This is a genomic window from Flavimaricola marinus, from assembly GCF_900184895.1.
GTDB classification, from domain to species: Bacteria; Pseudomonadota; Alphaproteobacteria; order Rhodobacterales; family Rhodobacteraceae; genus Flavimaricola; species Flavimaricola marinus.
In genome coordinates, this window is record NZ_FXZK01000008.1 from 102,250 (window position 1) to 114,722 (window position 12,473).

Annotated in this window: 10 protein-coding genes; 5 read left to right on the plus strand and 5 right to left on the minus strand. The window is 65.4% G+C overall.

All coding sequences use genetic code 11. The features are described 5' to 3' along the window. Nucleotides 1–149 precede the first annotated feature (149 nt). Complete coding sequence (locus tag LOM8899_RS17120; protein ID WP_093993474.1) at nt 150–866, plus strand: hypothetical protein; 717 nt, start codon at nt 150–152, stop codon at nt 864–866. A 203-nt stretch (nt 867–1,069) separates the two neighbouring features. Here the strand turns inward: LOM8899_RS17120 and LOM8899_RS17125 are convergent, their stop codons facing one another. The 4 genes from LOM8899_RS17125 to LOM8899_RS17140 form a co-directional block, all read right to left on the minus strand. Beyond that, a complete protein-coding gene (locus LOM8899_RS17125) occupies nt 1,070–2,341 on the minus strand; it encodes a porin family protein (RefSeq protein WP_133065060.1) in 1,272 nt (423 codons plus the stop codon). A 63-nt stretch (nt 2,342–2,404) separates the two neighbouring features. Then, entirely contained in the window at nt 2,405–3,040 is a 636-nt protein-coding gene (locus LOM8899_RS17130; RefSeq protein ID WP_093993476.1) for a polysaccharide biosynthesis/export family protein, read from the minus strand. 221 nt (nt 3,041–3,261) lie between these two features. After that, entirely contained in the window at nt 3,262–5,691 is a 2,430-nt protein-coding gene (locus LOM8899_RS17135; protein ID WP_093993477.1) for a tetratricopeptide repeat protein, read from the minus strand. Nucleotides 5,692–5,751: 60 nt separating this feature from the next. Beyond that, a complete protein-coding gene (locus LOM8899_RS17140; RefSeq protein WP_093993478.1) occupies nt 5,752–6,450 on the minus strand; it encodes a sugar transferase in 699 nt (232 codons plus the stop codon). Between the two features lie 440 nt (nt 6,451–6,890). Between LOM8899_RS17140 and LOM8899_RS17145 the strand changes: the two genes are divergently transcribed. The 3 genes from LOM8899_RS17145 to LOM8899_RS17155 are packed head-to-tail and all read left to right on the plus strand — an operon-like array spanning nt 6,891 to nt 10,320. Beyond that, a complete protein-coding gene (locus LOM8899_RS17145; protein WP_093993514.1) occupies nt 6,891–7,778 on the plus strand; it encodes an ExeA family protein in 888 nt (295 codons plus the stop codon). Next, on the plus strand, nt 7,775–9,346 hold the full coding sequence (locus LOM8899_RS17150) for a GumC family protein (protein ID WP_093993479.1): 1,572 nt from the start codon (nt 7,775–7,777) through the stop codon (nt 9,344–9,346). The genes LOM8899_RS17145 and LOM8899_RS17150 overlap by 4 nt, the downstream gene beginning before the upstream one ends. Nucleotides 9,347–9,381: 35 nt before the next feature. Continuing rightward, nucleotides 9,382–10,320 carry a CpsD/CapB family tyrosine-protein kinase gene (locus LOM8899_RS17155; RefSeq protein WP_093993480.1) on the plus strand — a complete coding sequence of 313 codons (939 nt, stop codon included), beginning with the start codon at nt 9,382–9,384 and terminating at the stop codon, nt 10,318–10,320. Nucleotides 10,321–10,490: 170 nt separating this feature from the next. On the opposite strand, the gene LOM8899_RS17160 is transcribed toward LOM8899_RS17155, so the two are convergent. Then, nucleotides 10,491–11,024: a VPLPA-CTERM sorting domain-containing protein gene (locus LOM8899_RS17160; protein ID WP_168770586.1), complete on the minus strand. Its 534-nt coding sequence runs from the start codon at nt 11,022–11,024 to the stop codon at nt 10,491–10,493. 465 nt (nt 11,025–11,489) lie between these two features. On the opposite strand from LOM8899_RS17160, the gene LOM8899_RS17165 reads away from it, so the two are divergent. After that, a complete protein-coding gene (locus LOM8899_RS17165; protein WP_093993482.1) occupies nt 11,490–12,434 on the plus strand; it encodes a glycosyltransferase family 2 protein in 945 nt (314 codons plus the stop codon). Nucleotides 12,435–12,473 lie beyond the last annotated feature (39 nt).

Here is a 12,473-nt window from a genome sequence, read left to right on the forward strand (position 1 = left end):
TCCGGTATCGGTCACGGCCAATCGCAACCGGACGTTGCAAATTCAAACGGATTTAGGGGTTTTCTGTCAATTTTTTCCCCCTCCATTATTATGCAATCGAGTGATTGAAAGAATTGAACAATTCCGTGTGTGTTGATTGGGGGGAACCGATGAGAACGTTTTTGATGTCGTCAGCGATGGCGCTGACCTGTGTCGTGGCCGCGGGTGCGGCCGGGGCGGCGACGCTGGTGCTGGACGGATATACCTCTGCGGTGCAGACGGTGAACGTGGCCAGCTCTCCGGTGCCCGACACCCCGTCTTCCGTGGGCGCGACCGGGTTCAACATGACCGATACCGCGACCACCGAAAGCTTCGTCGCGTGGTGCCTCGACATCTCGCACTACCTGATGAGCACGGGCAGCTCGCAGGACTACGGCACCACCACCGATCCCTACTCCAACAGCTATGCGCTGACCGCGACGGCGATCGACCGGGTTCAGGCGGTGTTCGACGCGAACTACGCCACGCTGGATTTCAACGACGCCGATCAGGCGGCCGCCTTCCAGATGGCACTCTGGGAAGCCGCCTATGAGGACGACGGCAACGCGCTCAGCGTCGACTCGGGCCTGTTCGCGGCCAGCAGCAGCGGCAGCACCGATCTTGCCAACACATATCTCGCCAATGCCGAGGCCTATGCCGGGCCCGAGGTCTGGAACGTGTCCTTCCTCGAGGTCGAGGGCTATGGCCCCGACCGGGCGCAGAACACCGGGCAGAACCTCGTGACCGTCTCGGCGGTGCCGCTTCCGGCGGCGGGGCTGCTGCTGTTGACGGGGCTGGTCGGGGGCGCGGCACTCAGCCGCCGCCGTCGCAAGGCCGCCGAGGTCTGAGCATCGGGCCACGGCCCGACGGACTGAGTTGACCGACATCACGGCCCGGCCCTCACAGGCCGGGCCGTGATGCGTTTGACGCCGCGCCCGCCGGGCGGGCAGGCCAAGGCAGAGCAGGCCAAGGCAGAGCAGGGCAGGGCGGCGCAGGGCGGAAACGCCCCCGCGGGAGCGCCTTGCACATCTGCATTCGTGAGAGGTCCGGCCTAGTTGCGCACGTCAAAGAGGCGCGACACGGTCAGCGACAGGGTCTGGGCCGAGGCCCGGTCGCCGTCGCTGGGATCGCGGAGCAGATAGGAGGCCCCGGCGCTCAGCGACCAGTCGGGCGACAGGGCATAGCTGACCGAGGCGCTCAGATCGGCCACGGAGGTGACCCCGTCGACATCGGCCTCTTCATAGCGGGCATAGCCGGCGCGCAGCGAGGCGGTGACATCGGGGCTCAGGGCCGTGCTGCCCTGAAGGGACAGCGCGGTGGTCACATCGCCGGTGGCCCCGGCGGCCGTGGCCACGCTGTGATCGAAACTGGCGCTCAGCGTGCCGGCGGCGCGCTCGACGCTGTAGTTCAGCCCGCCGGTCAGGATCGTCTCGTCCGAGGGGGTCAGGACCACGCCGACATTGCCGCCGAGCGTCCCGTCGGGCAGCTCGATCTGGCGCGACACGGCAAAGCCGAGCTGGGTGCCGTCGTCGCCGGGCGTGGCCGAGAGGTTGAAGCCGAGGGTCCCTGCGGGCTGGGTAAAGACCGCCCCCGCCGTCAGGGTCACGCTGTCGCTCTCGGTGCCGTCGTCGTCCGAAAATTCGCTATAGCGCAGGCCGGTCTTGATCTGGGTCACCGGCGAGATGTCGAACCGGGCATCGAGGCCGAGGGCAAACTGGGTGCTGTCGACCAGATCGGGATCGGTGGTGTCCTGATACAGGGTGCTGCCATAGCTGGCGTCGAGCAGCAGGCCAAAGGGCGCATCGTCCATCATCGACAGGCTGGCGGCAAAGCGCAGATCGGTGCGGGTGCCGGTGCCGGTCAGATCGTCGAAGCTGCTGGGCTGGATGATCGTATCGCCATCGATGAAGTCCGACAGCGGGCGAAAGAATTCGACATCCGCCTGGCTCGCCGCGGCGGAAAGCCCCAGCGAAGAGCGGACCCCTTCGAGGCCATAGCTCAGCGACAGGCTGCGATCGCCGAGGCCGAAATCGGTGTCGCCGGAGGTCGCGCTGGCGCGCAGGCCGAGGCCGGCGTCAAAGGCAAAGACCTGGGTCTGGGTTTCGGACTGCATGGCAAAGCCGAGGGTCGTCACCGACTGGAGCGTGGTATCGGTGCCGTCCGGGGTCAGGGCGAGGTTGCGGGTGGCTTCGAGCGATTCCGACACGGTCAGCGCGGCGGTGAGGCCGCCGCCGTCAGAGGTCTGGGCAAGGGGGATCGCCGGCAAAATTCCGCACCCCAGCACGACAAGGACACTGGCCTGGGCTTGATATCTGGGCGTCACGCCGTCCCCCTGACTGCAGATGCACCTGCGGGCCCGGTGCTATGCCGGGCCGCATGTGCCGGATTATTCAAACAGCCTGCGCTGCGGCACCATGATCACATCGCCATCGGTCAACTGGACAGAGCCGTTGGGGCTGCGCCCTTCTTCGATGGCCTGATAGTTCAGGGTGTAGATCTGCTCGGTGCCGTTGGCGTCGGTGCGGCGCAGCTGCACCCGCTTCACGGCGGCAAAGCGGGTGAAGCCGCCGACCTGCGAGAGGAACTGGAGCACCGTGGTGCCGGGGGCAACGGCCTTCAGGCCCGGTGCGCCGACTTCGCCCAGCACAAAAACGTCGATCGTGGGCGGCGGCGCCGGGGCGCGCGGTGTGCTTGGCACGATGCGCGGCTCGAACAGCTGCTCGACGGCGACGAACACGCTCGGTGTCACGGCAAAGCTGTCGGACAGGCGCAGGGCCAGGTCGTTCTGAATGGCATCGACCGGGCGGCCGGCGGCCACGATGGACCCGGCCAGCGGGATCGTGATGCGGCCGTCGGGGGCGACGAGCACCGACCGGTTCAGCGAGGGATCCTCGATCACCTCGACACGCAAGGTGTCACCGGCGCGAACCCGGTACAGGTCCTGTGCCATCACGCTGCCGGCCAACAGGCTGAACAGCACGACGAAAGCGGCAAAAGGGCGGCTCAGAGAAAGAAATCTCATATTTGGTCTCCATCGACAGCGGAACTGGTCGAATCCAGAATGCGACTGGCAAAATATGACAGGCCTGATCCGGATGGAAAAGGCGCGCCCCCGTGTTTTCTGCCCCCCCAGTGGGCGGCTGGCAAGCCGGTTGCAAGATGGCCGGGCCGGGAAGTTGCGCAGAGTGCCCGGCATGCCACAACAAAAGGAGACGGACGCGCAGGGCTCCGGAGCGGCATGGGTCAGGGCGCTCCGAGGGTGGCCAGCGTCTCGCGGGCGGTCTCGAACTGGGGCAGATCGCTGTCTCCGGCGATCTCCAGCGCCGTGGTCAGGGATTGCCGGGCCTCCTCGGTGCGCTCCAGCGCGACGTAGGTCATGCCCAGGTGATAGTGGACCAGCGGATCTTCGGGCAGGCCGGCGGCGGCGGATTCCAGATAGGGCAGGGCCTCGGCGGCATTGCCGCGGCGGCTCTCGATCCAGCCGTAGGTGTCCTGAAACGCGGGCACTTCCTGACCGCGCAGCCGGCGGGCCACGGCAAAGGCGCGGTCCAGACTCTCGGCATCGTCGCGATGGGTGGCCAGCAGGCTGGCCAGGTTGTTGGCGACGATCATGTTGCTGGAATTGGTCTGGTACATGCGCTCGTAGATGTCGATCGCGGCGTCGATGTCCCCGGCCTTCTCGAGCTCTCCGGCCTTGATCCAGAGCAGAACCGAGCTTTCGGGCTGTGCCTCCAGCGCGGCGTCGAGCACGGCTTCGGCCTCGTCGGTGCGGCCGGCATTGGACAACAGGCCATAGAGCATCCGCACCGGCGGCTCGGCATCGGGCACATCCGCGATCAGCGACCGCAGGGTGGCCTCGGCGGCGTCGAGATCGCCGGTCAGCTGGTGCAGGGCGCCGTCGAGCATGCGCAGCTCGAAGGAGGTGGGATCCTCGGCCAGCGCATTGTCCAGAAAGGTGCGGGCTTCGTCGGTCTTGCCACCGCGGACCTGCGCCATGACCAGCGTGCTGGCGACGCTTGCCGGATTATCGGCCGAGGCGATCTGTTCGTTGAGCAGGTTGAGCACGTCCTCGGTGCGGTTCTGGCCAAGCAGCATCGCGGTGCGGACCCGCACGGCCAGCGCCATGGAGGGCTCTGTGTTGATCTGTTCGAGCGCGGCCAGAATGCCCGCGACATTGTTCCATTCCTGCTCGTCCAGCCACAGATCGGCGAGGGCTTCGAACACGTCGAGGTTGGTGGGGTTGGCGCGGCGGGCATCGAGCAGGACGCTCTCGGCGGCCTCGACCCGGTCGCCGCGGCGCAGGAACTGGGCATAGCGGATCGCATAGGGGGGGGCGGAATCCGAGACGTCCACCGCCAGCGCGAGGCGCTCGCCCGCCAGCTCCGGGCTGCCGGCACGCTCGTGGGCTTCGGCCATCCGGGTCAGGATCTCCGGGTCGCGGGGGGCCTGGCCCAGGGCGGTGCGCAGATCGGTGATCGCGGCGTCGGGCTTGTCCTCGCGGATCAGGAAGGCGGCGCGCAGCTTGAGGGCGTCGACGTTGGAGGTGTCCTCGGCGATGATCTCCTCGACCAGCGCCCGCGCACCGACGGGGTTGCCGGTCTCCATCAGCATCCGGGCCAGAATATTCTTGATCCGGCGGCTCTGGTCGCTGGCTTCGGCGGTGTCCACGATCCGCTGCATCGTGGTGATCGCGGCGTCCCTGCGGCCTTCCTCGAAGGCGATCGAGGCCTGCATCGCGGTGTAGAGCTCGGCGGCGTCGGTGCCCTCGTTGGCCGCGATCAGGGCCTCGAGCTCGGCTTCGGCGGCCTCGGAGCCGCGGGCCGACTTGAGAAACTGCACCACGGTGACATGGCCGCCGGTCGGCCCGTCGAGCGGGCCTGCGAGCGTGCGCAAAATCTCTTCGGCGGCGTCGAAATCGCGGCGCGACAGATACCATTGCACCAAGGTGTTGCGGACTTCCTCGTTCTCGGGGAACAGGCTGTACATCTCTTCGAGGACGGCGGCGGCGGCATCGGCATTGTTGGCGCGGGCCAGAACTTGGAACTTGATGATCCGGAATTCGAGACTGTCGGGATCGACCTCCAACGCCCGGTCCAGCTCGGGCAGGGCGGCGGTCGGGGTGCGGCTGCGCACCAGCGCATCGATGACGACGCGCAGGGCGGTGATCGACGTCGGGGTCTCTTCGAGAACCGACCGGGCCGCGGCAAAGGCCTCGGCCTCGGCGTCGGGATCCTCGTCCAGCACGGCGGCGCGATAGGCGATCGTGGCGGCCAGCGCCCGGCTGCGCGGATCCTCGGGGGCCAGATCGATCGCGGCCTTGCCGTGGCGTTCGACCTCGGCCCAGTCGCTGCTTTGCAGGGCCAGCTCGGCCAGGGTCTGACGGACGTCGACGGTGTCGGGATATTGCTCGATCAGGCGCAGATACTGGCCATAGGCTTCGCGGACATTGCCCTGTTCGAGAACCGTGTCGGCATAGATCTGGCGGGCTTCCTTGTGAAAACCGTTGTGGTTGAACACGTTGCGGAATTCGATCAGGGCGCGCTCGACATCGCCTTCTTCGAGAAGCGCGAGGCCGGACTGATAATATCTCTCGGCTTTCTGCTCGTCGCTTTCGCAGGCGGCAAGGGTACCAAAACAAATGATAAAGACGACCAAAAGGCGCAAACGCGTCATCGTTCCTCCAATACGCCCGGTCCGACAGGGCCAGTGACAGGGCCAGTGCTGCTGTCTACCTTAGTAACCCGTGGCACGCACAACAACCCGAACCGTCGCGGCGAGCAGGCCGATATCATGGCGCAGCGACACGTCCTGTTCGTAGCGGTTGTCATAGGCGGAGCGGTCGGCAAAGCTGGTCTCGTTGCGATCGGAGACCTGCCATGGGCCGGTGATGCCGGGGCGCAGCCGGTAATAGGCCTGACCGGGGTACATGGCGCGCTGGTCGGGCATCATCGGGCGGGGGCCGACGAGGCTCATGTCCCCGATCAGCACATTCCAGAGCTGCGGCAACTCATCGAGCGAGGTGCGGCGCAGGAACCGGCCAAAGCGGGTGATGCGGGGATCGTTCTTGAGCTTCTGGGTCCGGGCCCATTCGGCTTGGGCATCTTCGTCGGCCTCCAGATGGCGGGCCAGCTGCTTGTCGGCGTCGACGACCATCGTGCGCAGCTTCCACATCTGATAGACGCGGTTGCCGCGCCCGACGCGCTCCTGCACATAGAACGGACGGCCGCCCTGTATCTGAATGATCAGCGCCAGCAGCCCGATCAGCACGACGATCGGCAGCGAACAGAGCAGAACAGCGACCACGTCAAATCCGCGTTTGGCAAAATCGCGATAGGGTTTGCGGGTGGTGGAGCCGAGAGCACCCGCCTGCAAAAGCACCGTGCGCGGCCCGTCCAGCAAGTCCTCAACGTGAGAATCCGTGTGAAACGTCATCTAAAAACCCTTACGAACATCAAAAGAAGGCTGAAAATACAGCCCGAAAACAAAATCTTATTACATATCCGCAGAGCAGCGCGGCAGCAAACTTCCCAGAGCTTCAGTCTACTCCCGGGGCGGGCGCCAAGCAACAGATTTTAGACAAAAATAAGGCAAAACGCTGGTTTCGCCGGGGCCGGGTGGACAATTCGCGCGGTGGGCCTGCTTTGTTGCGCATCCGGTCGGGGACGGCCGGTCCGGCCACGCCACAGCGGGGCGCGGCGCGGTGTCCGGGCCGGATTTGTCGATCGGGCTGCACGGGGTCTGCTGCAAAAGGCTGCATTTCCGCCCTGTATTCGACATGAGTTTCTTATATGAAGGACACCGAGCGGGCAGATGTCCCGCGGGTCAAGAGTTTGGAACGCTGCATACCGCAAGGTGCTCTCAGCGGAATGGGCATGAACAGTACACTCGACATCTACACACAGCATTTCGGATTGACCGAGCGCCCCTTCTCACTGGTGCCCGATCCCGATTTCCTGTTCTGGTCGAGGCTGCACACGCGGGCCTATTCGATGCTGGAATACGGCATCCTGACCCGGGCGCCGATCACGCTGATCACCGGCGAGGTGGGAGCGGGCAAGACCACGCTGCTGCATCACCTGCTCCGGTCGGTCTCCGACGACGTTCAGGTCGGGCTGGTGGCCAATGCCCATGGCGACAGGGGCGAACTGCTGCGCTGGGTGCTGATGTCGCTGTCGCAGGATGCGCCGCTCAACGCGGGCTATGTCGATCTCTTCGCGCAGTTTCAGGACTATCTGATCGCGCAATATGCCGAAGGGCGGCGGGTCATCCTGATCTTTGACGAGGCTCAGAACCTGAGCCTGGAGTCGCTCGAAGAGCTGCGGATGTTCACCAACATCAATTCCAACAAGGACGAGCTGTTGCAGCTGATCCTCGTGGGGCAGCCGGAACTGCGGCGCCATGTGCAGCGGCCGGAGCTGCGGCAGTTCGCGCAGCGGGTCTCGTCGAGCTATCATATCGACGCGATGTCGCAGGACATGGTGCGGGACTATATCGCCCACCGGCTCAAGGTGGCGGGGGCAGATCGTCCGATCTTCGACAAGGACGCCTGCAATCTGGTGCACCGGGCGGCGGCCGGGGTGCCGAGGCTGGTCAACCAGCTGTGCGATCTGGCAATGGTCTATGCCTTCACGATGGACGAACAGACGGTCAGATGTGCTACCGTGCAGCAAGTCCTTGATGAAGGTGCATTCTTCGCCGGGGGCATGGACACCGAGCTCCCGCTTTATCTGGGAAGTGATACGAGGCGGACCGCACCTTGACGATTGATTTCCGGTTTTACCTGTCGCTGTTCTTTCGACGGATATTCTACTTCCTGATCTTTCTGGCGCTGTTCTCGGCGGCGGGGGTGGCGCTGGCGATCATGCTGCCGCCGGTCTACCGGGCCGAGGCCATTCTGATCGTCGAAAGCCAGCAGATCCCGTCGGATCTGGCGGAATCCACGGTGCGGGTCGAGACGACCGAACAGCTGCAGATCATCCAGCAGCGGATCCTGACCCGGGACCGGCTGCTCGACATGGCCAACAGGCTTGGGATCTATGCCGACCGGCAGTCCGACCTGTCGCGGCGGCTGTCGGCCGACGAGATCATCGACGACCTGCGCGAACGGATCGCGATCATCACCACGGGCGGCACCCGAAGCGGGCAGGTGCAGGCCACGATCGTGCGGGTCGGCTTCGAGGCGCCGACGGCGCAGATGTCGGCGGCGGTGACCAACGAGATCGTCACCATGATCCTGCAGGAAAACGTCGCGATCCGGACGAATGTCGCCGGGCAGACGTTGGAATTCTTCACCGAGGAAGTCGCAAAGCTCGATCAGGAACTGGCCGAACTGGGGGCGCGGATCCTCGCCTTTCAGGAGGAAAACCTCGACGCGCTGCCCGACAGCCTCGATTTCCGGCGCAGCCAGCAGGCGGCGGCCCAGGAACGGCTGGTCCAGCTCGAACGCGAAGAGGCGACCCTGATCGACCGGCGCGCCCGGCTGGTGTCGCTTTATGAATCGACCGGGCAGGTGCCCGCCTCCAGTCAGGCGCCCGAGTCCCGAACCGTCGAAGAGCGGCAGCTTCAGGCGCTCAAGGACGAGTTGTCGCGGGCCACGGCCGTGCTGTCGCCCACCAACCCCCGGGTCCGGGTGCTGACGGCGCAGATCGAGGCGCTCGAAGAGACGGTCGCGGCGCAGGCCGGTGCCAGGGATGCGGCGGATTCCGAGAACCAGGGGCTGTCGCTCTACGAGATCCAGCTGGCCGATCTGGACGGGCAACTGGATTTCATCGCGGCGCAGAAACAGCAGATCGACGAGACGATGGCCGCCCTGCAGGCCTCGATCGAGGCGACGCCGGGCAATGCGATCATTCTCGACGGGCTGGAGCGGGACTATGCCAACATCCGGTCGCAATACGATCAGGCGGTGGCCAATCAGGCCCGGGCCGTCACCGGCGACACGCTCGAAGCACTGGCCAAGGGGCAGCGGATCACGGTGATCGAACAGGCCATCGCGCCGCGCGAACCCGAAAGCCCGAACCGGCCGCTGCTGGCCGCGGGCGGCGTCGCGCTTGGGATCATGGCGGGTCTCGCGGTGATCGTGCTGCTGGAACTGCTCAACTCGTCGGTGCGCCGGCCGGCGGACCTGATCAACGGATTGGGGGTCATGCCGCTGGGAACGATTCCGCTCATTCGCACCAGGGCGGAAGGGATCCGGCGCCGGCTGATCCTGCTGGCTGCCTTTGCCATTGCGCTCGGGGTGGTGCCGTGGGCGCTGTGGTATGTGCACACGAAAATCACGCCGCTCGACATCCTGATCAATCAGATCCTCAGTCGTCTGCCGATATGACTCTGCGCACCATCCGAACATCGAAGGAACGCTGAATGGAAAAAATCCAGCACGCCATCGCCAAGGCTCGCGAGATCCGCGAGGCGCAACTGCAGGGCAAAGCGGGCGCCGTTCCGACAACTCCGGCCCCGGGAGGGCCCGCGGGATCGGAGCGCGTGGCCACGGCCCCGGCTGCGAATACCGTGCCGACACCGGCCGCGACCGCCGCGCCCACGACGGCCGCATGGGCGGCCGGCACGGCAGAGGCGACGCCGGATCTGGAGCAGCGCTGGCTGGCCCTGCCCGAGATCCAGATCTCGGACCGGCGGCTGCGGCGCAGCCGGATCCTGACCAGCATGGGCGGCAAGGATTCCGCCGAATTCGACATGATCCGCACCCGGATCGTGCAGGCGCAGCGGGCCAACGGCTGGCGGACCATCGCGATCACATCCGCCAATCCGAGCAGCGGCAAGAGCACGCTGGTGCTGAACCTCGCGTTCAGCTTTGCCCGGCATCCCGAACACCGCACCCTCATCGCCGAGGTCGATCTGCGGCGGCCGTCCCTGGCCAAGACGCTGGGGGTGCGGCAGGGCTACAACTTCGCCTCCGTCCTCGGCGGCAGCAGCGCCTTCGAGGACAACAGCTTCCGGATCGGCAAGAACCTGATCTTCTCGACCAACGAGAAACCGTCGCGCAACTCGTCCGAGCTGTTGCAAAGCGAGCAGGCCACCTCCGCGCTGCAGACGATCGCCGAGCGCTACGCGCCGACGGTGACGCTGTTCGACATGCCGCCGATGCTGGTGGGAGATGATGCGATTTCGTTCCTGCCCAAGGTCGACGCGGCGATCCTCGTCGTCGAGGCCGAGCACACGACCAGAAAGCAGATCGACCTTTGCGAACGCGAGATCGCCGATCAGACCAATGTCATGGGGATCGTTCTGAACAAATGCCGCTATATCGATCGGGATCAGAACTACGGCTACGACTACTACTGAGCGTCAGTCGACGACGCCGCACTTGCCGACGCATGGGCCGACGCGCGACCGACGGGGCCACAGGCAGGCATCACATCCAGGCGAAGGACAAAAAAATGGGCCGGTAGAACCAGCCCATTTTTATTCTGTCATTGCCGTCCCGTGTGAGGGGGCCGGGACCGCAGATGCGATCAGGCGGCGGCCTTGCGGCGGCGCATCGCGCCGGCAGCGCCAAGCGCAGTCAGCAGAAGCAGACCCGCGGCCGGGATCGGAACAAGAGCGGCCTGGATCGAGAAGTCGATGTTTGCAGCGTCGCTCGGGAACGACGGCGGCAGGTCGAACACGGTGCCATAGGTGATGGTCAGCGTGACGGTATCGCCGGCGGCCACGAAGAAGTTGGTGTTGGCGCCCATCGACTCGCCCTCGGCCACGTCAGCCGAGAATGTGCCGAAGTCCAACTCAACGCCATCGGTAAAGGCGGCGAGGTTCTGCTCCACGCTGAACCCAAAGAACGTCACGGCCGCAGTCGACGCATCATTGTTGGTAAAGGTATAGGTCAGCGTCCCGCCAGCGGTGCCGACGCCGAAATCCTCATCGAACGAATAGGAATCCGCGAGAAGATCGTAGTTGGTGCCGCTGTCGCCACTCGTAATCGTCGCGGCATGGGCGGTGATTGGTGCCAGGGCCAGAGCGGCGCCTGCAAGAGCATATTTAAAAGAATTCATTGGAACTTCCCCCACAAAAAAACACGGTCGCGCAACGAAACAAGTCGCTTCCATCATCCCCGTTATTAACACTTTCCTCGGCGTCACTCAACTTTTTACCACATGAAGGCCTTGAAATGGCCATGATCGCACAACGGTGGGTTGTATCGAGCCGAAACAAGCACCCCTGTTGCGGGCGATTGTCGCGGTTTTCGCAACAATCGCATGATTTTCCCCCTTTTGCCCGCTGTCGGGTCGGGGCAGCGGCGCGGCGGTGATTTTCGGGCGTCGACCTGATTCGCAGCCGGGCGCGACGGTCGGCGGAGTGCCATGAATTGGCCCCGTATTGGCTCTTATGCGAGACCATTTCTGTGCTACGACCCGGTCTGAGCCCCCGGCCGGACCCATACCACCGGCCCATACCACGGACCCATACCACCGACTGGCCCGACAGGACCCGAACCGACAAGACAGGACGCCGCAGTGATGCCCGCAGCAAAGCCCGCCAAAGCCCGACCCGATGCCGTGGACCCGGTGCGGTTCTCCGTGGTGATCCCGCATCTGAACCAGCCGGACGCCCTCGAACGGTGCCTGTCCTCGCTGATGAGCGGGGCACGGACGCCCGACGAGGTGCTCGTCGTCGACAATGGCTCGACGCAGCTGCCGCAGGCGATCTGCGACGCCTACCCGCAGGTCCGGCTGCTGCAGGAACCCACCCCCGGCCCCGGCCCGGCCCGCAATCTGGGGGTCGCCCATGCCGACATGCCGGTGCTGGCCTTCATCGATGCCGACTGCCTGGCCGATCCCGACTGGCTGGCGGCGGCGGCGCGACACATGGCCGACCCCTCCGCGCAGATCCTCGGCGGCGACGTGCGCATCGCCTATGACGATCCGGATCACCTGACCGTGCTCGAGGCCTACGAGAGCATCTACGCCTACCGGATGGACCGCTACATCGCCCGCGAAGGGTTCACCGGGACCGGCAATCTGGTGGTGCGGCGGGCGGTCATGGAGGCGGTCGGCCCCTTCGGCGGGCTCGACGTGGCCGAGGATCGCGATTGGGGCCAGCGGGCGACCGGGCAGGGCCATGTGATCCGCTATGCCGGCGACATGAAGGTCTATCACCCGGCCCGCAAGAGCTTTGCCGAGCTGCGCCAGAAATGGGACCGGCATCTGGCGCATGATTACATCCTCGCCCGGCAGAGCGGGGCGGGGCGGGTGAAATGGGCGATCAAGACATTGGCGATGGGACTGTCGCCCCTGGGTGAAATCCCCCGGGTTCTGGGCTCGGACCGGGTCTCCGGCCTATCCGCAAGACTGGCGGCCTTGGCAGGGCTCGCCCGGATCCGGCTCTACCGGGCGGGACGCATGGCGTGGCTCTTCGCCGGCGGCGACCCCGAACACTTGGCCGGGCGGTGGAACCGGTCATGACAATGCCCAACTGTGGCCCGAAAACAGGTCTACTGTGTG